Raw genomic sequence first — 25131 nt, forward strand, 5'->3', positions numbered from 1 at the left:
CCGCTCAGTGCCGTACGAGACAGAAGGGATGCCCCGCCGGGTCCGCGTAGATCCGCCAGCCGCGCCCGTCCGAGCCGTCGAGCAGCGTCCCGCCGGCCGCCAGCACCTCCTCCTGCGCCCGGTCCAGGTCCGGGACGCCGAGGTCCAGGTGGAACTGCTGGGGGCGGGTGGGGTCGGGCCAGCGCGGCGGGACGTGGTCCAGGGCCTGCTGGAAGGCGAGGACCAGGCCCGAGGGGGTGTGGAGCGTCGCCCAGCTCTCGTCGAGCGACCAGCGCCGGTCCGGCTGGTTGACGTTCCCGCCGAGCAGGGACCGGTAGAACTCGGCGAGCGTCTGAGGCTCGGGACAGTCCAGGACCACGCATTGCAGTTCAGCGATCATGACCGGATCCTAGGCCGCAGGGGGCGCCTCGCCGATCGGGCCGGATCCGGGGTCGTCGAGCGGCGCCGGCCGGCCAGACGACCTCCACCGGCATCCCCTGCGCGCGGGCCGTCGCCACGGCGTCGCCCGTTCCGCCCGGCCGGCCACCCCGCCCGCCGTCCCAGACCGCGACCAGGAGTTCGGCCCGGCCGAGCAGCAGCCGGTTGGCGGCGGCGTAGGCGGCCGCGCCCGCTCTTCGGTACGGCATGACCTTGACCTCGGCGGCTGCCCGCAGGAGGCGGTCGTACGCGCCGGCGTGCGGTCCCGCCGGCATGCGCGAGCGGTAGTCGGCCGAGGGGAGGACCGCCACCAGCCGGCCGCCGAGCGCGAGGACGGCATCCGCGAAGACCGTGTCCGCGCCCGCGGCCAGGCAGGACATTCCGGTGAGCTCCGCGGCCGGGTAGCGGGCGAGCAGCGGGGCCAGCGCCTCTGCGACCAGGGGGAGGCTCGCCCCGGTGAGGTTCGTATGGCCCGTCACCGCAAGGGTCGCCATGGCAGCGCTGCTCCGCATCGAAGGACCGGCATCGAGGCCGCCGGGCGGCGACGCCCCCATCATGCAGAGCCGGGCCGGCCCCGGCCACGGATTTCCGGCCGGGCAGGCCTGCGGAGCCGCTCGTCAGCGGTTCAGGAGCGTCTTCTCGAGCCAGTCGAAGACGACCTCGCAGTGCAGCTGCGGGGCCATGGGGGAACAGTGCAGCTGCGCGCCCTGGGCCGCCGTCAGTTTCAGGTAGTCCTTGGGCGAGGTGAGGGCGTCGTACATGCGGCGCGGCTGGCCGGGGTAGAACTGCTCGCCCTCGTAGTCCAGTACCAGGGTGGGTGCCTTGATGCGGCCGACGACATCGGTGATCGACAGCGCCTGGATGCGGGTGGCGGGGGTGTAGAAGTCGGTGAAGAGCTTTCCCCGACGGGCTTCGAGCATCGCGGGGATGGAAAACGGCTCGAAGCGCTTCTTCATCACGTCGGCCGCGTCCGGGGGCAGTTCGGGGACGACCTCCTTGTTCCAGATGTCGTTCGTCTCCTGCTTGGACGGGGTGAGGATCTTCCGGATCTCGGGCGGGAAGCCCAGCCACGGCTCCAGGCAGCCCGGCATGGCCACCAGCGCGGCGATCCGGGTCTCGAACGCCGCCGCCCTCGGGGCGAGGTCCCCCGCCATGCTCAGACCGGTCAGGGCGATCTTGTCCGGGTCCACGTCGGCGCGGGCCGTCAGCCAGTCGACGAGGGGCGTGACGACCTTCTCCCAGGTGGGCGTGAAGACGACCTGGTCCACGAAGAGCAGCTGCCCCTGGCCCGGCCCGTCGTAGACGAGCGCGTTCCAGCCCCGGTCCAGCGCGGCCGGGACCCCGTAGGTCCACATGTCCACGTTCTGGCCGTCGCTCCCGTTGGTCAGGATCACCGTCGGGCGCGGGGTGCCGGAGGTGTCGGGGCGGAAGAACCACACCGGCAGCGGTGTGGCGCCGTAGGGCACGTTCGCCTTCACCGGCGCGGGCTCGCACAGGCCGCAGAAGGTGTCCCAGGCCCCGCGCCCCGCCTTGTACAGCTGCTCCTCGCTGCCGGGGTCGTCCGAACCGAGGACGAAGAACAGCGCCTGACCGTAGTACTGGGCGGCGCGCAGCGCCCGGAACCGCTTGGTCTGCCCGTCGGCCGGGGCGCCCGGGGGTGCCTCCAGGAGCTGGTCGCCGAGGGCGCGGAAGGTCTGTACGTACGTCTGCGCGGTCAGACCGGCGTCGTTGATCGTGTTCACGGCCGTGAGGACCTCGCCGACCTCGGCGGCTCCTGCGCCCGAGCCACCGAGCGCGAGGAGTCCGTTGAAGTTGTACGCCGGGTCCTTGAACAGGGTCATCGCGCCCGGGGTGAGGCCGCCCGCGGCCGCGGTGGGTGGGGCGGAGCCGCTGGACGCCGCCGCCGGGGCGCCTGAGGCGCCGCCGCGGCTGCAGCCGGCCACGAGGGCGGCTCCCGCCCCGGCCGTGAGCAGAGCGCGGCGGGTGGGGCCGGAGTGCCGGTCACCGGATATGTGGTTCATGCCATCGGAACGTAGCCCCGACGCGGTGCGGCGGCCTGCCGTCCCGTCCGGTGCGGTTGGCGCGGGGCCGTCCGGCCCCGTCCCCGGCCGGCCCCGAACCGGCAGGTCGCGGGCGTGCGTCCCGGCCTGTCGGCGCGGGCTTCCGGACACCGCCCGCCTTGGGCCGGTCGAGGGAAGGGGCCCCGACCGGCCGGGGGGGGGAGGCCGATCGGGGCGGCCCCGGCCGACCGGGGGGAGAGGCCGGCCAGGGCGTTTCGGGAGGGGCGGGGACATCGGCCCCTTGCCCGCACCACGTATGGATGAACGGTCAACCACCCCGGGAGGTTCCCGGCCCCGGTGTCGGTCCCGTATCGAGCTCGCCATCCCGCGCCGGCCCGGAACGTCCTACGCTGAAAAGCGGCGGCCGAACCGGCGAGCGGCCCGCGGCCGCCCCCGTGGGCACCTGCCCCTCCCCCACTGCGCAGGTGCCCACCACGGCTTGGCGCGACGGCGCGACTGCGCGACGACCCGAAGGACCCCGGCGCCCTTCGGGTCAGGCCGGACGGGCGAGGACCGCGTCGAGCATCCGCCGGGTGACGGAGGTCAACTCGGCGAGGTCGGGGGCCGGGCGGGAGCGGGCGAGAGCGCCGGCCAGCCGGTCGTAGAGGAGCCCGTCCGTCCAGGCGACCAGCAGTTCGGCGGCCTCCTCGGGCCGCTGCGCGCCGAGGGCGGCGAGGACGCCCGAGGCACGGACCCGGGCTCCCTGACCCGCCCGGTGGAAGTCCGCCTCCAGTTCGGGATTGCGGGCCGCTTCGAGGCTGAGTTCGAAGCGGGCCAGCTGGCGCGCGCGGCCCGCCGTCAGCCAGCGGTGCAGCAACCCGGCCAGCGCGGCCGCGGCCGCGGCCCGGTCCGCCTCCGGGGGCGCCGGCGGAGCCTCGGGCGCGCGAGCACCCCCGAGGTCGGCCGGGTGACCGATGCCGGCCAGGTCACCGACGTCGCCGAGGTCGCCCAGGTCCAGCTCGGCCAGCCGCTGGTAGCAGGCCCCGATCAGTGCCGTCCTCGTACGGAAGTAGTACGAGGTGCTCCCGGCCGGCAGCCCCGCCGCGCCGTCGACCGCGCGGTGGGTCAGGCCCCGGAGCCCGGCGGCGGCGACGAGGTCGATCGCGGTATCGGCGATCAGCGTTCTGCGATCCGCCGCGGGCGGGTTCTTGCGAGGGGTGGACATCCGCTCACTCTACAGCTGTAGAGTGAGCACCATCGGACTCTACACATGTAGAGGATCCGGCCGGAGGAGTAGCGAGGAAGAGGAAACGGGGGACTCGTCATGTCGGCAGTTCAGCGTCACGCGGTCGTGGCGGGCGCGGGGATCGGCGGACTCACCGCGGCCGTGGCCCTGCACCGCCACGGCTGGCGGGTCACCGTCTGCGAGCGCGCGGCCGGGCCGACCGCGGCCGGCGCCGGGATCGTGCTCGCCCCCAACGCCCTGCGCGCCTTCGACACCATCGGCTTCGACATCACCCGCGCGGCGGGCCGTGCCGTCCCCGCCGCGATGGGCCTGCGCCGCCCGGACGGCCGCTGGCTCAGCCGCGCCGACACCGCCGCGCTGGCCGCCCGCTTCGGCGGCCCGCCGCTCGCCCTGCACCGCTCGGCGCTGGCCGGCGCCCTGGCCGCCGCGCTCCCCGCCACGGCGGTCCGCTACGGCGTCGCCGTCACCTCGGTGGACGACGCCGACGGCTCCCCGGTGGTCCGCACCGACGCCGGCGACCTCGGCGGCGCCGACCTCGTCATCGCCGCCGACGGCATCCACAGCCCGCTGCGCCGCCAGTACTTCCCGGACCACCCCGGCCTCCACCACAGCGGGGAGACCGCCTGGCGCACGGTCCTGCCCGCCGCCGCGAGCAGCGCCGGGACGGCGACCGCCGAGACCTGGGGCCGCGGCGAGCGTTTCGGTGTGGTCCCGCTCGCCGACGGCCGGATCTACCTCTACGCCACCGCCGTCGTCCCCGCCGGCCACCGCCCTGCCGACGTCCGCGCCGAACTCCTGCGCCGCTACGGCACCTGGCACGACCCGATCCCGGCCCTGCTGGAGCGGATCGACCCGGCGGCCGTGCTCCAGCACGACCTGTACGACCTGGCCGCCCCGCTCCCCCGCTTCCACCACGGGCGCCTGGCCTGGCTCGGCGACGCCGCCCACGCCATGACCCCCAACCTGGGCCAGGGCGGCTGCCAGGCCGTCGAGGACGCCGCGGTCCTCGGCCATCTCCTGGCCGGCACCGACGCCGCGGACGTCCCGGCCGCCCTCGCGGCCTACAGCGCGGCCCGCCGCGCGCGCACCGACGCCATCCGCGTCCGCGCGCGCCGGGCGGGCCGGGTCGCCGCCCTCAGCCACCCCCTCGCCGTGGCCGCCCGCGACCTCGCCGTCCGCGCCACCCCCGCCCGGGCCGCGACCCGGGCGATGGCTGCGCTGTTCGACGGATTCACTCTCCCGAGCGGAATGACCACCGTGTCCGCGGGCGTTGCCACTCGTTGGTGAGGTTCGCTGATCGATCCGACGCGAAGGCAGGCGAAGTCACATGACGACCGACATCGACTGGGACCACCCGACCGATCCCCGGGAGGGATCCTGGCAGCTGGACCACGTCAAGCAGTACGTGGGCTCGGGCGGCACCGACGGCCAGTACTGGAACGGCACCCAGACCCTGCTGCTCACCACCCTGGGCCGGGTGTCCGGCAAGCCCGTGCGGACCCCGCTCATCTACGGCGAGGCCGAAGGCGCCTACCTCGTCGTCGCCTCCAAGGGCGGCGAACCCGCGCACCCGCTCTGGTACCGGAACCTCTCCGAGCACCCCGCGGTCCGCATCCAGGTCGGGCCGGAGATCATGCAGGGCACGGCCCGCACCGCCACCCCCGAGGAACGCGCCGCGTACTGGCCCGTGATGGTCGGGCACTGGCCCGCGTACGACGAGTACCAGGCCAAGACGGACCGCGAGATCCCGATCGTCGTCATCGAACCCGCATGATGACGACGGGCCGACGGGAGCCTTTCTCCCGCCGGCCCGACCGGCGTGCGTCAGAGCGAGCCGACGACCTTGCGCGGGACGACGCGGACGACGACGCGCTCGGCGTCGTCCTTCGACGCCGGGTTGAAGTCCGCGTACTCCTTGCCCGTGTACTTGCGCGACAGCTCGTTGATCAGCTCTTGGCCGCCCTCCGTGGTCAGTTCGGCGGTGCCGCGGACCTCGGCGTAGGTGTAGGGCGCGTTCGCCGGGTTGATCATGACCGTGACCCGCGGGTCCGCGCGCAGGTTCTTCTCCTTGCGGCGGCCGATCGTCGTGGAGACGAGCAGGTCGTCGCCGTCCCGGGTGAGCCAGGTGATCGACAGCTGCGGGCTGCCGTCCGGCTGGATCGTGGCCACGGTCGCGAAGACCGGGCTGTCGTCGATGAGTTTCTTCAGGTCGTCGGAGAGTGCGGCGGACACGGAGCGGTTCCTTCCCTCGGCTGACTCCCGTCCCCGGGCCGACTGGCCTCGGAGGGGACCGGCAACGGACAGCCTGCAAAACCGCTGCCGTCCCGGGCAAGTTCCGCCGCCCCCGTGCCGTACCGCGCGCCGCGGCGCCGGACACCCCCGGATCCGGGTCGTGACCGGGCCGGCGCGCCCGGCCCGCCGACCGGACGGGGCACGCACGATCCACCCGTCCGGCCGAATCCCGGCAACCCGCTGGGCCGTCTCTTCCGGATCTTGCCGGGCCCGCGACGCCCGGCAAGATCCGAAAGAGACGGCCTAGGTGTGTTGTTCGGACAGGTTGGTGCCGCGGCTGGCGGGTGTTTGGCCTGCGATGCCGGTGTGGGGTCGGTGGTAGTTGTACCAGTGCAGCCAGTCGGTAAACGCTTCCATGCGCTCGTGGTCTGAGGTGTAGGGCTGCCGGTAGGCCCATTCGTCGAGCAGGGTGCGGTGGAAGCGTTCGACCTTGCCGTTGGTCTGTGGACGCCAGGGCCGAGTCCGCCTGGGGCTGATCCCCAGGTCACGACAAGTATCGCGCCAGGTGTTCTTGCTGTAGGCCCAGGCGTTGTCGGTCAGGACCCGCTCGACGGTGATGCCCAGGGAGGCGAACCAGGCGGTCGCCCGCTGCAGGAACGCGGCGCAGGTGGGGGCGGTCTCGTCGGGCAGGTCTTCTGTGTAGGCGAGGCGGGTGTGGTCGTCGAGCGCGGTGTGTAGGTAGGCCCAGCCGGTACCGGTCTTGTTGCGGCGTCCTTCGGCTCTGCCGAGGGTCTTGTGGCCGCCGCCGTCGGGGATCCGGCCGAGTTTCTTGACGTCGATGTGGACGAGTTCGCCGGGGCGGGCGCGTTCGTAGCGGCGGATGGGTTCGCCGGTGGCCCGGTCGAGTGCGGCCAGTGGTGGCTGGCCGTGACGGATCAGGATGCGGTGGGCGGTCGAGGGTGTGATGCCGCAGCGCGCGGCGAGCCGTAGCGGCCCGATCCGGTGTTCACGCCGCAGACGCAGTACCTGGTCTTCCACCTCGGCCGGTGTTCGGCGCGGCTGGTGGTGCGGTCGGCTGGAGCGGTCACTCATTCCGGCGATGCCCAGCTGCCGGTAGCGGGTGGCCCAGCGGGCGGCGGTGGTGTGGCTGACCTGGAAACGTTCCGCTGCCCGCCGCAGCGGCCAGCCGTCGTCCACGACACAGCGGGCCAGGCGCAGTCGCCCGGTCTCGGTCAGCGGGGCGTTACGGTGGGGCACGAGGGCCTCCTCGGATCGGTGCAGATGTCGCAATCCACACCGAACCCGGAGGCCCTCACCCATTTCAAGTACCCAGCACGCGTGTCACCAACGTCCCGGGACAACACACCTAGGCCGTGTCCGCAAAGTCCCGCCTGCCCCGCGACGCCTGGCACCGCACCTCGCCGCGTTGTCGGGCCGCCCGAGTACGTCCAGTACACGGGCGGCCCTCCGCCTTGCGATGCACGGCACCAGACGCCGCGGGGCCCGCCCTCCGGGCGGCCGGCGCTACTTTGCGGACACGGCCTAGTGCCCGAGCACCGCCATCGCCGCGTTGTGCCCGGGGACCCCGCTGACGCCGCCGCCGCGGACCGCGCCCGCCCCGCACAGCAGGACGTTGCGGTGGGCGGTCTCCACGCCCCACCGGCCGCCCGGGTCGGCGTAGGGCCAGGACAGGTCGCGGTGGAAGATGTGGCCGCCCGGCAGCCGCAGTTCGCGCTCCAGGTCCAGCGGGGTCTTCGCCTCGATGCACGGGCGGCCGTCCGCGTCGAAGGCGAGGCAGTCGGTGAGCGGTTCGGCCAGGTGCGCGTCGAGCTGCGCGAGGGTGGCCGTCAGCAGGACCTCCCGGGCCTGCTGGTTGTCGTGTCCGAACAGCCGGGCCGGAGCGTGCAGGCCGAAGAGGGTGAGGGTCTGGTAGCCCTGCTCCACCAGTTCCGGGCCGAGGATCGTCGGGTCGGTCAGCGAGTGGCAGTAGATCTCCGAGGGCGGCACGGAGGGCAACTCGCCGGAGGCGGCCTCCGCGTAGGCGCGGGCGAGCTCGGCATAGCCCTCGGCGATGTGGAAGGTGCCGCCGAAGGCCTCGCTCGGGTCCACCGAGGTGTCCCGGAGCCGGGGCAGTCGGCGCAGCAGCATGTTGACCTTGAGCTGGGCGCCCTCGGGGGCCGGGGCCGCGCCCTGCGGCGTGGCTTCGCCGAGGAGTTCGGCCAGGGCCTGCGGCGAGGCGTTCACCAGGACCGTACGGCCGACGACCCGGCCCTCCCCGGTCGCCGTGCGGAACACCACCTCGGCCGGGGCGACCCCGTCCGTGTCGATCCGCAGCACCTCGTGGCCCGTCGCGATCTCGGCACCGGCCGCCCGGGCCGCCGCCGCGAGGGCGTCCGTCAGCGCGCCCATGCCGCCGACCGGAACGTCCCAGTCACCGGTCCCGCCGCCGATGACGTGGTAGAGGAAGCAGCGGTTCTGTGCGAGGGAGGGGTCGTGCGCGTCCGCGAAGGTACCGATCAGCCCGTCCGTGAGGACCACCCCGCGGACCAGGTCGTCGGCGAAGTTCCGCTCCACGGCCTGCCCGAGGGGCTCCTCGAAGAGCATCCGCCAGGCGGCCTCGTCGTCGATCCGGTCCCGCAGCTCCGCCCGCGTGGGCAGGGGCTCGGTCAGGGTCGGGAACACCTTCCCGGCGACCCGCCCGGTGGTCCCGTAGAAGGCGCGCCAGCTCTCGTACTCCCGCTCCGAGCCGGTCAGCCGTGCGAAGGACTCCCGGGTGCGCTGCTCGCCGCCGCCGACGAGCAGTCCGCCGGGGCGCCCGCCCCGCTCGGTGGGCGTGTACGAGGAGATCGTGCGGCGGCGTACCGCGAACCGCAGGTCCAGATCGCGCACGATCTTCGACGGGAGCAGGGAGACGAGGTACGAGTAGCGCGAGAGTCTGGCGTCGACGCCCACGAAGGGACGGCTGGAGATCGCCGCCCCGCCCGTGTTCCCGAGCCGCTCCAGGACCAGCACCGAGCGGCCCGCCCGCGCCAGATACGCGGCGGCCACCAGGCCGTTGTGCCCGCCGCCCACGATCACGTCGTCGTACACGTCCCGCCCGAAGGTCGTCATGGCTCTTGGTAGCACACCTGGCCGAGCCGCTCCAGACAGTGGGCCTCGTCGGCGTGGGCCAGCGCCGTGTCGGGATGTTCGTCGCCGAGGGACCGCTCGAGGATGCCGGAGATGTCCCGGTAGATGGGCAGCGCCTCGTCCCAGCGGCCCAGCCGGCCCAGCCCTCCGGCCAGTTCCCGGCGGCTGACCAGGGTGTCCGGGTGCTCGGGCCCGAGCACCTCGGCGCGCAGCGCTGCCACCTGCCGGGCCTCGGCCGCCGCCTCCGCCCAGCGCTCCAGACGGCCCAGGTTGACCCCGAGGACGTGCCGGGCGCGCAGCGTCTCGGGGTCGGTGACCCCGTAGGCGCGGGTGCGGTCGCGGACCAGGCCCCGGAACAGGTCGAGGGCCTGCTGGCTGTTGCCGGTGCGGCCGAGCGCGATGCCGACCTCGTAGCGGGCGGCCAGGGTGTCGGGGTGGTCGCGGCCGAGCACCCGCTCCCGTACGACGCCGACCTCGTGGAAGGCGACCAGGGCCTCCTGCCAGCGCTCCAGGCGGCCGAGCGCGTACGCCGCCTCGTAGCGGGTCAGCAGGGTGTCCGCGTGCTCGGCGCCCAGGACGGCCGCCCGGTCGGCGGCGACGGAGACGGCGGTGGCGTGGGCCTCCGCGTACCGGCCCAGCGCACCCAGCGCGCAGGCCAGGTTGTGCCGGCAGCGCAGGGTGTCGGGGTGGAGCGGGCCCATGGTCCGCTCGCGGGCGACGAGCACCGCGCGGTAGACGTCGTGCGCCTCCTGGTGGCGTCCGAGCCGGCCCAGCTCGTACGCGGTCTCCTGGCGCGCCGCGAGGGTGTCGGCGTGGTCCGCGCCGAGCACCCGCGTGCGCCCCTCGGCCACGGCCGTGTACCCGGCGAGCGCCTCCTCGGGGCGGCCCGCGCGGCTGAGGGCGTACGCGCGCGCATAGCCGGCCGCGAGCGCGTCGGGGCCGCTGCCCCGCGGGCCGGCGGGGCGCGGGAATCCGTACGCGGCGGTGAGCCGCGGGTCCTCGGCGGGCGCGGGACGGATGATCGTGGTGGTGCCGGGGTGGACCGGGGGGTACGCGCCGCGCGGGCGCGGCACCGGCTGCCCGCCCGCGGGGCGCGCGGCCGTCCAGGCCCCGGTGAGCACCGCCCATTCGCCGCTCGCCGGACGGGCGTCGATCCCGGCCTTGCGTCCGGCGGTCATGCCGCGGGCCCAGGGCGGGAGCGGTGCCTGGGCGCCGGGCAGCCCGCCCGGTCCCAGCCGTGCCTCGACGAGCCGGCGGTGCACGTGGCGGGCGTCGCCGGGCCGGTCCTCGGGGCGCTTGGCGAGCAGGTCCAGGACCACCTCGTCGAAGTAGCCGGGCAGCTCGGGGCGGTGCTCGCGCAGGGGTACGGGCGCGTTGTCGCGGTGGCCGACCAGCACCGACCAGGAGTCGCCGAGGTCGAAGGGCGGGGCGCCGGTGGCGATCTCGTACAGGACGCAGCCGAAGGAGTAGAGGTCGCTGCGGTGGTCGACCTCGCCGCCCGCGATCTGTTCGGGTGACATGTAGTGCGGGGTGCCCATGGCCATGCCGCCGCCGGTGAGCTTGGCGGTGAAGCCGATGTCGTGGGCGAGGCGGGCGATACCGAAGTCGCAGATCTTCACGGTGCCGTCGGTGAGGCGCATGATGTTGGCGGGTTTCAGGTCCCGGTGGACGACGCCCTGGTCATGCGTGTAGCCGAGCGCGGCGGCCATCTGCTCGGCGATGTCGACGACCACGTCCACGGGGAGGGGGCGCGTGTCGTTGTCCTCGAGGAGCTGGCTGAGGTTGCGGCCCTCGAGGAGTTCCATGACCAGGTAGAGCGGGCCGCCCGCGGCGCTGTCGTCGCCGAAGTCGTGGACGACGGTGACCCCGCGGTGCTGGAGGGACGCGGCCACGCGCGCCTCGCGCCGGAACCGCTCGCGGAGCACCTGGGTGAAGTGGGCGTCCTGCTCGGTGCCGATCGGCTTGAGGCACTTCACGGCGACCTGCCGGCCCAGCGATTCGTCCCGGGCGCGCCACACCTCGCCCATCCCGCCGCGCCCGATCAGATCGAGCGACCGGTAACGGCCCTGGATCAGTCTGGACTCCGCCATGTCTTAAAGCCGCCCCCGTTTTCGTGCTACGCCCTCCCCGGCCGGTCCAGTATGGCCGCTGATGTACGCAGTGTGTACGGCGAGGGGCGGCTCCCGGGGCCCATGCGGCGCATCGCTTTCAAGATGTGACCTGGAGGCAGCTGCCAGCGTAGACCTGCGGGAATGCTGCGCAGTACGCGTCCGGTGAGGCGCAGGCGCCGGGTGACGCTGCGCGGGGCCGGTGCGGGCCGCCCGTACAGCTGGTGCGCCCAGCCCGGGAGGGAACCGTACGCCAGTCCGGCCAGCGGCGGCCACAGCAGGTTTCGGCCACGTACGAGGAGGGCAGGGACGGGCGGGCCGCGCAGGAAGTCGTCCACGGCGAGGGCGTCGGGGCCGGCGGCGAGCTCGGGGCGGATCCGCTCGAAGTACGCGGCGAGCCCGGCGGTGTCGGCGGGGACCCCGGCCGGGTCGAGTCCGACGAGGCGGGCGCTCACGCGGTTCTCGTCGACGTAGCGGTCGGCCTGGTCGGGGGTGAGGGGGACGCCGGAGCGGCGCAGTACGTGCAGGAAGCTGTCGATCTGCGCGCAGTGGATCCACATCAGCAGCTCGGGGTCGTCGACGGGGAAGCGTTCGCCGGTGTCCGGATCGGTGGCGGACAGTTTGCGGTGGATCGTGCGGACGCGGAGGCCGGCGCGCTCGGCGGCCTCGGTGGTGCCGTAGGTGAGGGTGCCGACGAAGTCGGCGGTGCGCAGCAGCCGGCCCCAGGCGTCCGCGCGGAAGTCGGAGTTCTCCATGACCCCGCGGACGGCGCGCGGGTGGAGGGCCTGGAGGTAGAGCGCCCGGAGCCCGGCGATCCACATCATCGGATCGCCGTGGCACTGCCAGGTGACGGACGACGGGCCGTACAGCCCCGGGTCGGCGCCGGGGCGCGGTCCCCGGCGTGGTCCGGGGCGCGTTCCGGTCCCGGTGGTCCCCATCCCGTACCTCCCCGTCGCAGGCGTCCGGCGGCTCCAGCCTACCGATCCGGGGCGGCCGTCGGCGGCCGTCGGCGGCCGTCGGCGATCCGTACGGACCGGGGCCGCGGCCGCGGCCGTCAGGGTCCCGTCAGGGGGGCGGGGGCCGTGGGCGCGGGGACGGACGCGGGAGCGGGCCTGGGCGGCCGGGCTGCCCGTGCCCCGGCTTGCCGTCGAGCCGGGGCGGGCGATCGCGGGCCCGGCCGGGGTGGCCCTGTAGCGGGTGCCGGCCGTCAAGCGCACAGGGGAGCGGGTGTTCGTGGCCGTGGGCGGCGGGATGAGCGACAACCCGCGGCCGGCACGGTACGGGATCCGCTGCGCTCCCCGGCCCATCGGCCGCCGCCCGACGGCGGATTCCCGTACCGCCACGGTCGTGGGCGGGCGCGGCGAGGCGGGCGACATCCTGGCGGCGGAGGTTCCGCCGCCCGCCGACGTCCGGCCCGGCGATCTGCTCGCGGTTCCGGTGGCCGGCACGTACCGGCTGTCCACGGCCTCGGGCTGCAACCTGGTGGGCCGCCCGCCGGTGATCGCGGTCCACGAGGGCACGGCGCGGCTGCTCGTCCGGCGCGAGACCCCGGACGATCTCCGCCACCGGGACGTCGGGGCATAGAGTTGCGGGGTGCAGCTCTACACCATCGGCGAGGCCGCCCAACTCCTCCGCGTCAGCACCGACACCGCCCGCCGCTGGGCGGACGCCGGCCGCTTCCCGACCCTGCGAGAGGGCAACAAGCGGATGGTCGAGGGCGTGCACCTGGCCGCTTTCTGCGTGGCGCTCGCCCAGGAGGCGGCCGAGGGCGACGGCGAGTCCGCCACCTCCGCGCGCAACGCGCTGCCCGGGATCGTGACGGCGGTGACGCTCGGCGAGGTGGCCGCCCAGGTCGAGATCCAGGCCGGCCCGCACCGCGTGGTCTCCCTGCTGACCCGCGAGGCGGTCGAGGAGCTCGGACTCGCGGTCGGCGTACAGGCGGTCGCCCGCGTGAAGTCCACCAGCGTCCACATCGACCTCGACTGACGGCATGCGGTGGGCCGCCCGCGGACCGCGGGCCCGGTCCCGGCCCCGGTCCGGGCCATGACAGGGTGAAGGCATGACGACGCACCACGCACCCTCATCGCCTCCCCTCCCCCAGCCGTGGTCGGACTCCGCCGCGGCCACGGCCAGGACCCACGCGGACCTCGTCGCGGCGAAGGCGCTCGTCTACGACCCCTGCGGATTCACCTGCTCGCTGCCGGTCCCGGAGGCCGAGGGCGCCGCCTACGCCGCCCACACCTTCACCCTGGACGACCGTGCCGTCCGGTTCCGCGCGGCGAAGACCACCCCCACGAAGGTCGGCCAGTTCGTCACCGTGTGGAAGCGCTCCGAGGCCGGTCCCATCCAGCCGTTCGACGCCGCGGACCCGGTGGACCTCTTCGTCATCGGCACGCGCGACGGTCACCGCTTCGGCCAGTTCGTATTCCCTCGGGACGCGCTCCGCCGGCACGGTGTCGTATCGACGGACGGCTCCGGCGGGAAGCGTGCCTTCCGCGTCTACCCGCCCTGGGTGACCACCACCAACCGCCAGGCCGGCAGCGCCCAGGAGTGGCAGCTGGACCACTTCCTGCCCCTGTCCCTGCCCCAGAACGGACCGGTCGACCTGGTGCGCGCCCGGGAGCTCTACGCGTGAGCCGGCCGGTCAGCGGCACGCTGCACCACGTCGAGCTGTGGGTGCCGGACCTCGACCGCGCGACCGCCTCGCTGGGCTGGCTCCTGGAGGCCCTGGGCCACACGCCCTACCAGCACTGGGCCGACGGCCGCAGCTGGCGCCTCGGGCCGACGTACCTGGTCGTCGAACGGTCCCCGGCCCTCACCTCCGACCGGCACGACCGCTGCCGGCCGGGACTGAACCACCTGGCGTTCCATGTGGAGGACGCGGCCGCGGTCGACCGCCTGGCCGAGGAGTCGACCCGCCACGGCTGGCACCTGATGTTCCCGGACCGGCATCCGCACGCCGGCGGACCGCAGCACTACGCCGCCTACCTGGAGAACGACGACGGCTTCGAGGTCGAACTCGTCGCCCTCGCCGCCGCCGGCTGATCCCCCGGACGGTGGTGTTGCCGGGCAGCACGGTCCTGGTCAGAGGGCGGGGTCGTGGCCCCTGGCGCGCCGCCAGTCCTGGTAGGCGGCGACGGCGGTGGGGAGCGTGGGGAAGATGTGCTCCGGGCCGACCGCGGCGGTCAGGCCGTAGGCGTCGAGGGGGCGGCGCAGGTCCTGCTTGACGCGGGCGAGTGCGAACACGATGTCCCGTCGGGCGAGTTCGGAGCGCAGGGCCTCGACGGCGTCGAGGGCGGTGATGTCGACCTCGACGTTGGCCTCGGTGTTCAGGACGAACCAGTGGACGGGGTCGTCCTGGGCGGCGACCGAGGCCAGCGCCCGGCGGCGGAAGTCCTCGGCGTTGGCGAAGAACAACGGTGAGTCGTAGCGGTAGACGAGGAGACCGGGGATGGTGCGCGCGGTCGGGTAGTCGTCGATGTCGTGCATGCCGGCCAGGCCGGGCACCATGCCCTCGACCGCGTCGTGGGGGCGGGCGACCCTGGTGAGCAGTTCGGCGACGGACAGCGCCACGGCGAGGAGCACGCCGTACAGGATGCCGAGGGCGAGGACACCGAGACCGCAGCCGAGCGCGAGCAGGAACTCGCGGCGGCGGAACGCTGCCAGCCTGCGGAACTCGCTCACCTCGACCAGGCGGACGGCGGCGTAGACGACGATGGCGCCGAGGGCTGCGGAGGGGGTGTGGCTGAGCAGCGGGCCGAGGAAGAGGAGCACGGCGGCCACGCAGGCGGCGCCGACGAGGGAGTACGCCTGGGTACGGGCTCCCGAGGAGTCCGCGAGGGCGGTGCGGCTGGCGCTGCTGCTGACCGGGAAGCCCTGCAGGAGTCCGGCGCCGAGGTTCGCCGTGCCGAGGGCCAGCAGCTCGCGGTTGGCGTCCAGGGGGTACGGGTCGTCGTTCCGGGCGAAGGCGCGTGCGGTCAGGACGACGTCGGTGTAGCCGACCAGGAGGACGCCGAGCGCCGGCAGCACCAGACCGGCGAGATCGGCCGGCCGGGGCAGGGCGATATCCGGCAGGCCGGTCGGGACCGGGCCGATGACGTCGATCCCCTGGGTCTCGTCCAGTGCGAAGACCGCCACCACCGCCGTGGAGAGGACGAGGACGACGAGTGGTCCGGGCAGCGGCCGCCGCAGCAGGGGCAGGGTGAACAGCAGGAGCAGGCAGCCCGCGGCCATGGCGGTCGTGGGCAGGTGCAGGTCGCCGATGTGGCGGAGGAACGAGAGGAGCTGGGGGAAGAACCCCGATCCGCTGCCGCTGGTACCCGTGAGTCGGGGCAGCTGGTCCACGATCATGATGAAGGCGACTCCGGCCAGGTAGCCGACGAGTACGGGCCTGGAGAGGAGGTCGGCCAGGAAGCCGAGCCGGACGGCCCATGCGACCAGGCAGAGCAGGCCGACGACGAGTGCCAGGGCTGCCGCGAGCGCCGCGTAGCGGGCGGGGTCGCCGGCGGCCAGCGGTCCGACGGCCACGGCGGTCATGAGGGCGGTGGTCGACTCCGGTCCGACGGACAGCAGGCGTGAGGTGCCGCTCAGGGCGTAGAGGGCCATGGCGGGCAGGACGGCCCACAGGCCGACGACCGGAGGCAGGCCGGCCACACCGGCGTACGCCATGACCTGGGGAACCAGGTAGGCGGCGACCGTGATCCCGGCCAGGACGTCGCCCCGCAGCCAGTTCCTGCCGTAGTCCCGGAAGGCGGGCGGGATCGCGGTGATCCGTCCGTGCTTCGGCATGGCACCTCCGGGACTCCGTGCGGGCCGTGCGGGCCTGTGCCCCACCATCGTGCCGGGCGGAGGGCTGTGCGGAGGTGAAGCGCGCGAGCGGGCCGGCCGCTAGGCCGTCTCTTCCGGATCTTGTCGGCCGAGCCCGCGGCGTCCGGTGCCGTGCTTGGCAAGGCGGAGGAGCGCACCGTGTACTGGACGTACTCGGGCGCCCCGACAACGCGGCCAGGTGCGGTGCCGGGCGTCGCGGGCCCGGCAAGATCCGAAAGAGACGGCCTAGGGGCCGCTCTCCAGCAGACGGAAGCCGGTGACCAGGTCGGGCCTGATCCGGACGGCGCCCGAGGTGGTGCCCTCGACCCACGGCTGCAGGAGGTGCGCGTAGCGCTCGACCTCGCCGGGGGCGGTGACGGCGGTGGCGTAGCCGGTGGCGACCACGCTCCACCCCAGGTGCGCGCCCTGGTCGATGGCATCGGCTTCGTACGCGACGACCACGCCGGTGCCAGGCCGGGCCGCGAGCAGGGCGGCCAGTGTCGATCCGTCCTGGACGCGGATGATGATGTCGCCGTCCTCGAGAAGGTGGTTGACCGGTCGCACGGCGGGCAGCGCGTGCCGCGTGAACACGATCCGGCCCAGCTCGACGGTGCCCAGCAGCCGCAGCGCCTCGTCGGCGCCGAGCTCTTCCATCCGCCGTCCCGGCACGGTGACGGCGGGCGGGCCGGTGGTCGTACGGGCCGGGTCACTCTTCATCGTGGGCATCCTTGGTCGAGCGGGCGGGACGCCGGGGCCCTTGCCCGCTGTCGGCCGGCGCGGGTGCGGGACGGGGGCGGGACGGGGGGCGGGGACGGGGGCGACGGCCGCGAGCCGGGCGTCCGGTGCCAGGATCTCCGGCCGCGCCGGGCCCCGGCATGGGCCGGTCGGCCCACAGTCGGGACCACCGGGCCCATGCCCACGAGCGGCGGGAACACCAAGACTGAAGACGGACTCGAACAGGAGGCCGTCCATGATCACCCCGTCACCCACCCGTATCTCCGAGGCGCTGCCCGCCGACTGCCGTTCCCGGCTGATGGAACTGGCCCACGAGGTCAACTTCCCCGAGGGCACGCGGCTCTTCCGCGAGGGCGGCCGCGCCGATCGGTTCTGGATCGTCCGCACCGGCACGGTCACCCTGGACGTGCACGTGCCCGGGCGGCGCGCCGCCGTCATCGAGAGCCTCGGCGCCGGTCAGCTCGTCGGCTGCTCGTGGCTCTTCAAGCCGTACGCCTGGCGCCTGGGCGCCGAGGCCATGACGCCCGTCCGCGCGTACGAGTTCGACGCGGCGCGCGTACGGATGCTGATGGACACCGACACCGCCTTCGGCTCCGCCCTGGGCCACTGGGTCGGGCAGGTCCTCGCCCACCGGCTGCAGGCCGCCCGCGTACGCCTTCTCGACCTGTACGCGCCCTACGGCAGCGGCAGCTTCCGCTGATCGTCCGCACCGCGAAGGGAGCCGGTCATGCCCGCACCCCGCTACACCGTCAGTGACGTCATGACGCACACCGTCGTCGCCATCGGCCGCGAGGCGTCCTACAAGGAGATCGTCGAGCTGATGCACGAGTGGAAGGTCAGCGCGGTCCCCGTGCTGGAAGGCGAGGGCCGGGTCGTCGGCGTGGTCTCCGAGGCGGACCTGCTGCCGAAGGAGGAGTTCCGGCGTACGGAACCCGCGCTGCCCGAGCAGCTGGAGGAGGCTTCGAAGGCCGGCGCGGTGCTGGCCGAGGAGCTCATGTCGAGTCCGGCGATCACCGTGCACCCCGACGCGCCCGTCGCCGAAGCCGCCCGGATCATGGCCCGCAAGCACGTCAAGCGCCTGCCCGTGGTGAACGCGCTCGGCATGCTGGAAGGCGTGGTCGGTCGCGGCGACCTCCTGAAGGTGTTCCTGCGGCCCGACGAGGAACTGGAGGAGGAGATCCGCCAGACCGTGTTCTCCGACCTGGCGCCCGCGGTGACCTTGGAATTCGCCGTACAGGACGGCGTGGTCACGTTGCGCGGCCCGCTGCGGGACCGGGCCCTGGTCCCCCTGCTCGCGCGGGCGATCCGCGCGGTCGAGGGCGTCGTGGACGTCCGGATGGAGCTGGGGAGCACAGAGGGCACAGAGGGCACGGAGGGCACGGAGGGCAGGGAGGGCACGGCGGGCGGCATCGCTGCCTAGTTCCTGAGAGAATTCCGGTGGAAACGCAGGGAGCGGACCGAACCAGGGGCGATCATGTCCGATGATCCGAACGGCTCCGCCGAGGCGCCGGTCAAGGTGTTCCTCCTCGACGACCACGAGGTGGTCCGGCGCGGGCTGCGAGACCTCCTGGACACGGAGCCGGACATCACCGTCGTGGGCGAAGCCGGCACCGCCGAACAGGCGCTGGCCCGCGGGCCGGCGCTCCGCCCGGACGTCGCCGTGCTCGACGTGCGGCTGCCGGACGGCGACGGCATCACCGTGTGCCGAGAGCTCCGCTCGCGCATGCCGGGCCTGGCCTGTCTGATGCTGACGTCCTTCGACGACGAGGACGCACTGCTGGACGCGATCATGGCGGGTGCCGCCGGCTACGTGCTGAAGCAGATCAAGGGCTCCGACCTGGTCTCGGCCGTACGTACGGTCGCCACGGGCCAGTCCATGCTGGACCCCGCGACGACCGCACGTCTGATGCACTCCCTGCGCGACCCGGAAGCGGCGAAGGCACCGGAGGACGCCCGCCTGGCGGCCCTGTCCGAGCGGGAGCGGGCCGTCCTCGAACTCATCGGCGACGGCCTCACCAACCGGCAGATCGCCAAGCGGCTCTACCTGTCCGAGAAGACGGTCAAGAACCACATCTCGCGGCTGCTGGGGAAGCTCGGGGTCGAACGGCGGGTCCAGGCCGCCGTCATCGCCGCCCAGGTGCACGAGCACAACGCCGGGACGGAGAAACGGTAGGAGCCCTGCCGTCGGTCACCTCATCGGCGGTCGTCCCGTCGCCGTCGGCGGGGCCAGCGGCACCTGCCACTCCAGGCAGGTGCCCCGCTCCCCGTCGCCCCGCCCCGCGACCGCCATCCGGCCGCCCAGCCTTTCGGCCCGCTCGGCCAGGTTCCGCAATCCGCTGCGCCGGCCGCCCGCGGACGGGCCGACCCCGTTGTCGGTCACGGTGACGGTCAGGTTCCCCCCGGCCGCGGCGATCGAGACCTCTGCCCGGGTGGCCCCGGCATGGCGGGCGACGTTGGTGAGGGCTTCCCCCACCACGGCGAGGGCCTCGTCCGCGACGGCCGGCGGTACGCCGGTGTCGATCAGCCCCTCCATCCGCAGGGCCGGGGCGAAGCCCAGGACCGCAGCGGCCGCGTCCAGGGCCCGGACGAGGCGGGTACGCAGCGTGGACGCCTCACCGGGGGCCTCGTGCGCGCGGAGTCCGAAGATGGTGGAGCGGATGATCTTGATAGTGGCGTCCAGGTCGTCCACGGCGCGTGCGAGGCGTTCGGACGCCTGGGGATGGTCGACGAAGCGCTGTGCGCTCTGGAGGGTCATGCCGGTGGCGAAGAGGCGCTGGATCGCCAGGTCGTGGAGGTCGCGGGCGATGCGGTCGTGATCCTCCAGCAGGCTCATCTGCTCGGCGTCGCGGCGCCGGTCGGCAAGCTCCAGCGCGAGGGCGGCCTGGCCGGCGAACCCCGGCAGTGCGGCGATTTCGGCGGTGGCGAACAGGGGGCGGCCGTGCCGGCGGGCCAGGATCAGGACGCCGCTGAGCCGTTCCTTGGTGCCGACGGTGACGGCGACCGCCGGGCCGAAGCCCGTCCATCGCTCCGGTTGCACGGTGACGCGCTCGTCGGCCGCCACGTCGGGGACCGTGACGAGGCCGTCGCGGGCCAGTGCGGCCTCGGCGAGAGTGCCCCGGGTGCTGGGCAGGACGATCCCGCGGTGCGCCTCGGCTCCCTCCCCGAGGGCGATCGAGCCCCTCAGCTCACCGGCGGAGCCGAGCAGGTAGAAGACGCCCATGTCGGCGCCGGTGATGTCCGTGGACCGCTCCAGCATGCCGTGGAGGACCTCGTCCTCGGGGGCTCCGGAGAGCAGGGCGCTGGTGATGTCGGAGCCGGCTTCCAGCCAGCGCTCGCGCAGCCGGACCTCCTCGAAGAGCCGGGCGTTCTCGATGGCGATGCCGGCTGCGACGGCGAGGGTGGACAGCACCGCCTCGTCCTCGGCGTCGAACTCGGCTCCGCCGCGCTTCTCGGTCAGATAGAGGTTGCCGAAGACCTCCTCGCGGACCCGGACCGGCACTCCGAGGAAGGAGTGCATCGCCGGGTGGTGGGGCGGGAACCCGTACGAGGCGGGGTGCTCGGACAGCTCCGACAGCCGGAGCGGCTCGGGGTGGCGGATCAGCTCGCCGAGGATGCCGTGGCCCGACGGCAGGTCCCCGATCTGCCTGCGCAGGCCGTCGCTGATGCCGACGGGCAGGAACGCGGCCAGCTTCTTGTCGTCCCCGATGACGCCGAGGGCCCCGTACTCGGCGTCCACGAGCTGCACGGCGGCCTCGACGATGCCGTGCAGGACCTGTGGCAGGTCGAGTTCCCGGCCCACCGACATGACGGCTTCGAGCAGGCCGTTCAGCCGGTCGCGGGTGCCCCTGACCTCGTCGATCCGCACCTGGAGTTCGTCCAGCAGCTCGTCGAGCCGCAGCCGTGGGACACCGCTCCGGGCGGGCTGGTCGCCTGCGCTCATGCCCCACCTCCGGCCGGCAACGAGGGCGGCAGGGCCGCCGCCTCCACCGTAGCTCCGGGCCCGAGGACCTTCCCACTCGTCGCGACCGCACCGGGCCGGTCGGCGGTCGGCCCCGGTCCGCGTCGGCCCGCGTCGGCCCGCGTCAGTCGGTGGGCACGGTGATCACCGGACAGTGCGCACGGTGCAGGAGGCCGTGGACGACGGATCCGATCCGCATGCCGGTGTACCCCCCTCGGCCGCGGCGGCCCACGACGACGGCCAGGGCGTGCTCGGCGGCCCGGGCCAGTTCCTCGACCGGGTGGCCGGTGAGGACCTCGCGGGTCACGCGCACGTCCGGGTACTTCTCGGACAGGCCGGCGGTGGCCTCGGAGAGCAGGGCGCGCTGGGCCCGGAGCGCCTCCTCCGCCCCGTCCGACATGATCAGCGGCGGCTGCCACACGCAGACGACGCGCAGCGTGGCCCCGCGCAGGTCTGCCTCGTCGAAGGCGAAGGCCAGCGCGGCCGTGGCGGTCGGGCTGCCGTCGATCCCCGCGACGACGTAGGGCGGCTGCAGGCTGATGTGCTCGGCGTCGCCCACGACGACGACCGGGCAGTGGGCCTGGGCCGTGACGGGGACCACGAGCGAGCCGGCGCTGAGGAACTCCGCGGTGCGGCTCAGGTGCCGGGAGCCGAGGACGATCATGCGGGCGTCCCGCGCCGCGCCGCCCAGGACCGGGGCGGGAGAGCCTCCCAGCAGCTCGCCGGTGACGCGCGCCTCGGGGTGGCGGTCGCGCACCCAGCCGCACGCGGCTTCGAGCAGGTCGGCCCCGGCCCGGCGCAGGGCGATCTGCCCGGGGGTGTCGTCGACGTGATGGGCGTCGTGCCGGGACGGTACCGCGAGGACCAGGCGCAGCGGCAGCCTGCGCCGGTGGGCTTCGTCGGCGGCCCAGGCCAGGGGGAGGTGCCACTCCCGGTCCGGGTCGATGCCCACGACGATGCCGTGGCTTCCCGACCGGCGGCCGTTCATGCCTGGCTCCCGGAATCTCCGCCGGTCCGGGGGATGAGGAGGACGGGGCAGTGTGCGTGGTGCAGCAGGCTGTGCGTGGCCTTGCCCAGGTTGGGGGCGAGCCCGAGGGGCCCGGGGGCCCGGCGGCCGCCCATGACGAGCAGGTCGGCGTGGCGGGACGCCTCGACCAGGACACCGGCGACGGAGACGCTCTTCTCCGCGTCGGCCTGCACGTCCAGGTCGGGGAACTCGCCGCGGATCACGTCCGTGGCGGCCCGCAGGGTCTCTTCGTGCCCGCTCGCGATCTCGTCGATGCCGTCGAGCATGCTGACCACCTCGCCGACGGACTGGAGGATGTTCCAGACGTGCAGCAGCCGCAGGGAGGCCTTGCGCAGCTCGGCTTCCCGGGCGGCGTACCGGGCGATCCGGAGGTCGTGCTCGTCGCGCACGGCTGCGAGGACGGTGCCGGCCTCCTCGGCTCCGGGGGTGCCGCGGACCACGATGACGGGGGTCATGGCGATGGCCGCCGTACCCAGCCCTACCGATCCGAGCAGGAGGGAGTTGAATCCGCCCAGGCCTCGGTTGCCCACCACGACCGTGCCGTGGCGGCCGGCGGCCCGGTGCAGCGCGGTGACCGCGTCGGCCCGGCTGAACTCGGTGGTCACGTTCAGGCCGGGGTACTCGGCCGCCACGGCCTTCGCCGTGTCGTCCAGCAGCTCCCGGCCGTTGAAGCGGACCCGTTCGACGGTTTCCGCCGACAGGTACAGGGACCTGCCTTCGGTGTCGGCCCCGTAGACGATGTGCAGGGGGCGGTCCCGGCGTACGGCTTCCCTGGCAGCCCACAGGGCTGCGGTGCGCGCCGGCTCGGAGCCGTCCACGCCGACGGTGACCGAGCTGGTGTCCGGGGTGCGGAATGTGCTTTCCACGATTCCTCCCAACCGAGGATCCGATGAAGGACACCCTTCACGCTGGCACCGCCGGTGCTCCGGGAGGAGGGCCGCCCGGGGCCGTCGACGGGGCCGAAGGTCCCCTTCGCCCCCGTGTCGCCGGGACCCTTCCGGGCCCCGGGACGGGACCGTTCGGCCCTCGAACACGGGGCGGGCTCCGGCGGATGGTGGGGGCACGACTGGCACCGGACACCGGCCTCGCGTGGCGCGGCGGAGCAGGAGGACCTCATGAAGCGCATCAAGGTGGCGGACCTGATGACCGACGAGGTCGTCTCCGTGGCCCCGGTCACCGCCTTCAAGGACGTCGCGAAGCTCCTCGCCCAGTACGACATCTCGGGGGTCCCCGTCCTGGACGACGAGGACCGTGTGGTGGGCGTCGTTTCCCAGACGGACCTGCTGGCCCACGCGGCGGGCGACCGGTCCGCGGGCTGGAACGGCTCGGGGACCGGGCCGCCCACCGCGGGCGACGTCATGTCCGCGCCCGCGGTGACCGTCCACGCCGAAGAGACGGTGGCCGACGCCGCACGGCTGATGACCCGCCGGAGCATCGAACGCCTCCCCGTCGTGGACGTGGAGGACCGGCTCGTCGGGATCGTCACCCGCCGGGACCTGCTCCGCACGTTCCTGCGCCCGGACTCCGAGATTCGCCGACGCGTCACCGACGAGGTAGTCGTGGAGGTACTGGGCGTGCCGGCCGATGACGTCGAGGTCCACGTGGTGGACGGCATCGTCACCCTGGACGGCGGTGTCGAGCGCCGAAGTCAGCTCGCTGCGCTGCTCGGCCTCGTCGAGCACCTCGACGGGGTCGTCGCGGTGGCATCACGGGTCACCGCCCGCACCGACGACACGGCAACCGCTCACGCCGGGCGCGCCCGCCGCGCGATGCCGTGGTGACGCCGCGCCGGACCGTACGGAAGAACACGAAGGAAGTCGCAGCCATGAAGCACCTGCGCACCGTCGAGGACGTCATGACACACGCCGCGATCTCCGTCGAGCGAGGAACCGCGTTCAAGGACGTCGTGGAGGCCCTGCGGATGTGGAACGTCAGCGCGCTCCCCGTCGTGGCCCGGGACGGGCAGGTGGCCGGCGTCGTCTCCGAGGCCGACCTGCTGCTCAAGGCCCAGGGCCCCGGCACGGCCCACGAGACCACCGCCGAACAGCTGATGACCCGCCCGGCCGTGACCGTCACGGCGGAGGCCACCATCCCCGCCGCGGCCCGTCTGATGGCCCGCGGACACCTCAAGCGCCTTCCCGTGGTCGACGGCGACGGCCGCCTCGTCGGCGTCGTCAGCCGGGGCGACCTGCTCAAGGTCTTCCTGCGCCCCGACAGCGACATCGGCGCCGAGGTGCGCGAGCTGATCACGTACCAGCTGATCCCGCACGGTTCCGCCGAGGTGTACGTCCACGTCGCCAACGGCATCGCGTACCTGCACGGGTCGCTGCCGGACCCGGCGATGGCGGACGTCGTCGTGCGCGCCGCCGGCACCGTACCGGGAGTCGTTGACGTCAAGGCGGATTTCACCACCCCGGTACCCGCGTGAGGCCGCACAGACAGGACCAGTCCCATGACCGCAACACACCTCGACCCCGCCACCGTGGCGCGGCTCGTCGACGACGCCGTCACCGCCCCGTCCATGCACAACGCCCAGCCGTGGAAGTTCGTGTTCCGGGCGGGCAGTGGAGTCCTGGCCCTGTACGGCGATCCGGAACGCGCCATGACGCGCACCGACCCGAACCACCGCGCCCTCCACCTCGGTTGTGCCGCGGCGCTGTTCAACCTGCGCGTGTCCGCGGCCTGGAACGGCCTCCCGGTCCGCGTACGGCTCTTGCCGGACGACTCCGAGCCATGGCTGCTCGCCACGGTGGCCTTCGACGGAACCGCGGGTGAGGAGCGCGAGTTGGCCTCCCTGCACGACGCCGTCCGGCGTCGCCGCACCAGCCGGTACCCCTTCGGCGACGATCCGGTGCCCGATGCGCTGCTGGACGGCCTGGCGGCAGCGGCCCGCATGGAGGGCTGCCGGCTGACCGTCCCGGACACGTGGCACATCGACACCGTGCTCGGGCTGGTGCGGGACGCGGAACACCGCGAGGAGATCGATCCGCTCGTCCGGGCCGAGACCGCGGCCTGGACCTCCCGCGTGCGGGGCGCCACGGGCGGGCGTCGCGACGGCGTTCCCGCCGCCGCCTTCGGGCCGAGGAGTTCCGCGGGCCCCGCCCCCGTACGCGACTTCGGTCGGGCCGGGCCGGTGCCGGATCGCGGCTGGGCCGTGTTCGAGAAGCGGCCGCAGCTGGCCCTGCTCGGTACTTCGGGGGACACGAGAACCGACTGGCTGCACGCCGGCCAGGCGCTGGAGCGTGTCCTTCTGCAGGCCACTGCCGACGGCCTCGCCACCTCGATGACCTCCCAGCCCCTGGAATGGCCGGAGCTGCGGTGGACGGTCCGCGATCCGGTCGCGGCCGTGGGACATGTCCAGATGGTCCTCCGCCTCGGCTACGGTCCCGCTGGGCCCGCCACACCGCGCCGCCCGGTGTCCGAGGTACTGGAAGTCCGGGAGATCCGGGAGCTGCCGTAGGCCGTGCCGAGGT

At 73.9% G+C, this 25131-nt stretch carries 25 protein-coding genes and 1 pseudogene; 12 read left to right on the forward strand and 14 right to left on the reverse strand.

Translation table 11 applies throughout. The features are described 5' to 3' along the window. Positions 1–4 precede the first annotated feature (4 nt). The 4 genes from JYK04_RS06300 to JYK04_RS06315 form a co-directional block, all read right to left on the reverse strand. Positions 5–379, reverse strand: a complete 375-nt coding sequence (locus JYK04_RS06300; protein WP_189742729.1) for a VOC family protein — start codon at positions 377–379, stop codon at positions 5–7. Beyond that, positions 369–911, reverse strand: a complete 543-nt coding sequence (locus tag JYK04_RS06305; RefSeq protein ID WP_189742731.1) for a hypothetical protein — start codon at positions 909–911, stop codon at positions 369–371. Before JYK04_RS06305 ends, JYK04_RS06300 begins: the two co-directional genes overlap by 11 nt. Positions 912–1034: 123 nt before the next feature. Beyond that, on the reverse strand, positions 1035–2438 hold the full coding sequence (locus JYK04_RS06310) for an alpha/beta hydrolase family protein (protein WP_189742733.1): 1404 nt from the start codon (positions 2436–2438) through the stop codon (positions 1035–1037). Between the two features lie 532 nt (positions 2439–2970). Further along, the gene (locus tag JYK04_RS06315; protein WP_189742735.1) at positions 2971–3642 is read right to left on the reverse strand and encodes a TetR/AcrR family transcriptional regulator; all 672 of its coding nucleotides are present in this window, start codon (positions 3640–3642) and stop codon (positions 2971–2973) included. Between the two features lie 99 nt (positions 3643–3741). Here JYK04_RS06315 and JYK04_RS06320 point away from each other — a divergent pair, with 99 nt between their 5' ends. Beyond that, positions 3742–4950: an FAD-dependent monooxygenase gene (locus tag JYK04_RS06320; protein ID WP_189742736.1), complete on the forward strand. Its 1209-nt coding sequence runs from the start codon at positions 3742–3744 to the stop codon at positions 4948–4950. Between the two features lie 40 nt (positions 4951–4990). After that, a complete protein-coding gene (locus JYK04_RS06325; RefSeq protein WP_189742738.1) occupies positions 4991–5437 on the forward strand; it encodes a nitroreductase family deazaflavin-dependent oxidoreductase in 447 nt (148 codons plus the stop codon). 50 nt (positions 5438–5487) lie between these two features. On the opposite strand, the gene JYK04_RS06330 is transcribed toward JYK04_RS06325, so the two are convergent. The 5 genes from JYK04_RS06330 to JYK04_RS06350 form a co-directional block, all read right to left on the reverse strand. Then, positions 5488–5895, reverse strand: coding sequence for a PPOX class F420-dependent oxidoreductase (locus JYK04_RS06330; RefSeq protein WP_189742740.1), 408 nt, complete (start codon positions 5893–5895; stop codon positions 5488–5490). A 303-nt stretch (positions 5896–6198) separates the two neighbouring features. Further along, positions 6199–7152 (reverse strand): IS481 family transposase, encoded by a 954-nt coding sequence (locus tag JYK04_RS06335; protein WP_189748766.1) that lies wholly within the window; start codon positions 7150–7152, stop codon positions 6199–6201. 285 nt (positions 7153–7437) lie between these two features. Next, positions 7438–9006: a phytoene desaturase family protein gene (locus JYK04_RS06340; RefSeq protein ID WP_189748205.1), complete on the reverse strand. Its 1569-nt coding sequence runs from the start codon at positions 9004–9006 to the stop codon at positions 7438–7440. Then, positions 9003–11114, reverse strand: coding sequence for a serine/threonine-protein kinase (locus JYK04_RS06345; RefSeq protein WP_189748207.1), 2112 nt, complete (start codon positions 11112–11114; stop codon positions 9003–9005). The genes JYK04_RS06340 and JYK04_RS06345 overlap by 4 nt, the downstream gene beginning before the upstream one ends. Before the next feature lie 26 nt (positions 11115–11140). Beyond that, a complete protein-coding gene (locus JYK04_RS06350) occupies positions 11141–12070 on the reverse strand; it encodes an oxygenase MpaB family protein (protein ID WP_189748210.1) in 930 nt (309 codons plus the stop codon). A gap of 178 nt (positions 12071–12248) precedes the next feature. Between JYK04_RS06350 and JYK04_RS06355 the strand changes: the two are divergent. The 4 genes and pseudogenes from JYK04_RS06355 to JYK04_RS06370 form a co-directional block, all read left to right on the forward strand. After that, positions 12249–12716, forward strand: a pseudogene (locus tag JYK04_RS06355) (diaminopimelate decarboxylase); the annotation flags it as partial. A gap of 9 nt (positions 12717–12725) precedes the next feature. Next, complete coding sequence (locus JYK04_RS06360) at positions 12726–13118, forward strand: TOBE domain-containing protein (RefSeq protein ID WP_189748212.1); 393 nt, start codon at positions 12726–12728, stop codon at positions 13116–13118. A 73-nt stretch (positions 13119–13191) separates the two neighbouring features. Further along, positions 13192–13767: a MepB family protein gene (locus tag JYK04_RS06365; RefSeq protein ID WP_189748215.1), complete on the forward strand. Its 576-nt coding sequence runs from the start codon at positions 13192–13194 to the stop codon at positions 13765–13767. Continuing rightward, on the forward strand, positions 13764–14177 hold the full coding sequence (locus tag JYK04_RS06370; protein ID WP_189748217.1) for a VOC family protein: 414 nt from the start codon (positions 13764–13766) through the stop codon (positions 14175–14177). Before JYK04_RS06365 ends, JYK04_RS06370 begins: the two co-directional genes overlap by 4 nt. Before the next feature lie 39 nt (positions 14178–14216). On the opposite strand, the gene JYK04_RS06375 is transcribed toward JYK04_RS06370, so the two are convergent. Continuing rightward, complete coding sequence (locus tag JYK04_RS06375) at positions 14217–15920, reverse strand: SulP family inorganic anion transporter (protein WP_189748219.1); 1704 nt, start codon at positions 15918–15920, stop codon at positions 14217–14219. Between the two features lie 264 nt (positions 15921–16184). Further along, positions 16185–16655, reverse strand: coding sequence for a pyridoxamine 5'-phosphate oxidase family protein (locus JYK04_RS06380; RefSeq protein WP_189748221.1), 471 nt, complete (start codon positions 16653–16655; stop codon positions 16185–16187). Positions 16656–16908: 253 nt separating this feature from the next. On the opposite strand from JYK04_RS06380, the gene JYK04_RS06385 reads away from it, so the two are divergent. The 3 genes from JYK04_RS06385 to JYK04_RS06395 are packed head-to-tail and all read left to right on the forward strand — an operon-like array spanning position 16909 to position 18846. After that, positions 16909–17373 carry a Crp/Fnr family transcriptional regulator gene (locus JYK04_RS06385; RefSeq protein WP_189748223.1) on the forward strand — a complete coding sequence of 155 codons (465 nt, stop codon included), beginning with the start codon at positions 16909–16911 and terminating at the stop codon, positions 17371–17373. Between the two features lie 27 nt (positions 17374–17400). Further along, the gene (locus JYK04_RS06390) at positions 17401–18093 is read left to right on the forward strand and encodes a CBS domain-containing protein (protein ID WP_189748225.1); all 693 of its coding nucleotides are present in this window, start codon (positions 17401–17403) and stop codon (positions 18091–18093) included. 54 nt (positions 18094–18147) lie between these two features. Then, positions 18148–18846, forward strand: a complete 699-nt coding sequence (locus JYK04_RS06395) for a response regulator (RefSeq protein ID WP_189748227.1) — start codon at positions 18148–18150, stop codon at positions 18844–18846. Between the two features lie 15 nt (positions 18847–18861). Here the strand turns inward: JYK04_RS06395 and JYK04_RS06400 are convergent, their stop codons facing one another. From JYK04_RS06400 to JYK04_RS06410, 3 genes are all read right to left on the reverse strand, one after another. Then, positions 18862–20613 carry a sensor histidine kinase gene (locus tag JYK04_RS06400; protein ID WP_189748229.1) on the reverse strand — a complete coding sequence of 584 codons (1752 nt, stop codon included), beginning with the start codon at positions 20611–20613 and terminating at the stop codon, positions 18862–18864. 142 nt (positions 20614–20755) lie between these two features. After that, positions 20756–21619 (reverse strand): universal stress protein, encoded by an 864-nt coding sequence (locus JYK04_RS06405; RefSeq protein WP_189748231.1) that lies wholly within the window; start codon positions 21617–21619, stop codon positions 20756–20758. Next, positions 21616–22524, reverse strand: a complete 909-nt coding sequence (locus JYK04_RS06410; protein ID WP_189748233.1) for a universal stress protein — start codon at positions 22522–22524, stop codon at positions 21616–21618. The genes JYK04_RS06405 and JYK04_RS06410 overlap by 4 nt, the downstream gene beginning before the upstream one ends. 249 nt (positions 22525–22773) lie before the next feature. Here JYK04_RS06410 and JYK04_RS06415 point away from each other — a divergent pair, with 249 nt between their 5' ends. The 3 genes from JYK04_RS06415 to JYK04_RS06425 are packed head-to-tail and all read left to right on the forward strand — an operon-like array spanning position 22774 to position 25118. After that, on the forward strand, positions 22774–23439 hold the full coding sequence (locus JYK04_RS06415; protein ID WP_189748235.1) for a CBS domain-containing protein: 666 nt from the start codon (positions 22774–22776) through the stop codon (positions 23437–23439). A gap of 44 nt (positions 23440–23483) precedes the next feature. Then, positions 23484–24086 (forward strand): CBS domain-containing protein, encoded by a 603-nt coding sequence (locus JYK04_RS06420; protein WP_189748237.1) that lies wholly within the window; start codon positions 23484–23486, stop codon positions 24084–24086. Positions 24087–24110: 24 nt separating this feature from the next. After that, positions 24111–25118, forward strand: coding sequence for an Acg family FMN-binding oxidoreductase (locus JYK04_RS06425; protein ID WP_189748239.1), 1008 nt, complete (start codon positions 24111–24113; stop codon positions 25116–25118). The last annotated feature ends 13 nt before the right edge of the window (positions 25119–25131 follow it).

It is taken from the genome of Streptomyces nojiriensis (genome assembly GCF_017639205.1).
Lineage (GTDB): Bacteria > Actinomycetota > Actinomycetes > Streptomycetales > Streptomycetaceae > Streptomyces > Streptomyces nojiriensis.

Coding starts and splice junctions, on each gene's coding strand:
- JYK04_RS06310 (WP_189742733.1), bottom strand. CDS start 2,438: ATGAACCACATATCCGGTGACCGGCACTCCGGCCCCACCCGCCGCGCT.
- JYK04_RS06345 (WP_189748207.1), bottom strand. CDS start 11,114: ATGGCGGAGTCCAGACTGATCCAGGGCCGTTACCGGTCGCTCGATCTG.
- JYK04_RS06405 (WP_189748231.1), bottom strand. CDS start 21,619: ATGAACGGCCGCCGGTCGGGAAGCCACGGCATCGTCGTGGGCATCGAC.
- JYK04_RS06425 (WP_189748239.1), top strand. CDS start 24,111: ATGACCGCAACACACCTCGACCCCGCCACCGTGGCGCGGCTCGTCGAC.
- JYK04_RS06350 (WP_189748210.1), bottom strand. CDS start 12,070: ATGGGGACCACCGGGACCGGAACGCGCCCCGGACCACGCCGGGGACCG.
- JYK04_RS06380 (WP_189748221.1), bottom strand. CDS start 16,655: ATGAAGAGTGACCCGGCCCGTACGACCACCGGCCCGCCCGCCGTCACC.
- JYK04_RS06320 (WP_189742736.1), top strand. CDS start 3,742: ATGTCGGCAGTTCAGCGTCACGCGGTCGTGGCGGGCGCGGGGATCGGC.
- JYK04_RS06315 (WP_189742735.1), bottom strand. CDS start 3,642: ATGTCCACCCCTCGCAAGAACCCGCCCGCGGCGGATCGCAGAACGCTG.
- JYK04_RS06390 (WP_189748225.1), top strand. CDS start 17,401: ATGCCCGCACCCCGCTACACCGTCAGTGACGTCATGACGCACACCGTC.
- JYK04_RS06305 (WP_189742731.1), bottom strand. CDS start 911: ATGGCGACCCTTGCGGTGACGGGCCATACGAACCTCACCGGGGCGAGC.
- JYK04_RS06420 (WP_189748237.1), top strand. CDS start 23,484: ATGAAGCACCTGCGCACCGTCGAGGACGTCATGACACACGCCGCGATC.
- JYK04_RS06340 (WP_189748205.1), bottom strand. CDS start 9,006: ATGACGACCTTCGGGCGGGACGTGTACGACGACGTGATCGTGGGCGGC.
- JYK04_RS06325 (WP_189742738.1), top strand. CDS start 4,991: ATGACGACCGACATCGACTGGGACCACCCGACCGATCCCCGGGAGGGA.
- JYK04_RS06415 (WP_189748235.1), top strand. CDS start 22,774: ATGAAGCGCATCAAGGTGGCGGACCTGATGACCGACGAGGTCGTCTCC.
- JYK04_RS06300 (WP_189742729.1), bottom strand. CDS start 379: ATGATCGCTGAACTGCAATGCGTGGTCCTGGACTGTCCCGAGCCTCAG.
- JYK04_RS06400 (WP_189748229.1), bottom strand. CDS start 20,613: ATGAGCGCAGGCGACCAGCCCGCCCGGAGCGGTGTCCCACGGCTGCGG.
- JYK04_RS06395 (WP_189748227.1), top strand. CDS start 18,148: ATGTCCGATGATCCGAACGGCTCCGCCGAGGCGCCGGTCAAGGTGTTC.
- JYK04_RS06365 (WP_189748215.1), top strand. CDS start 13,192: ATGACGACGCACCACGCACCCTCATCGCCTCCCCTCCCCCAGCCGTGG.
- JYK04_RS06385 (WP_189748223.1), top strand. CDS start 16,909: ATGATCACCCCGTCACCCACCCGTATCTCCGAGGCGCTGCCCGCCGAC.
- JYK04_RS06375 (WP_189748219.1), bottom strand. CDS start 15,920: ATGCCGAAGCACGGACGGATCACCGCGATCCCGCCCGCCTTCCGGGAC.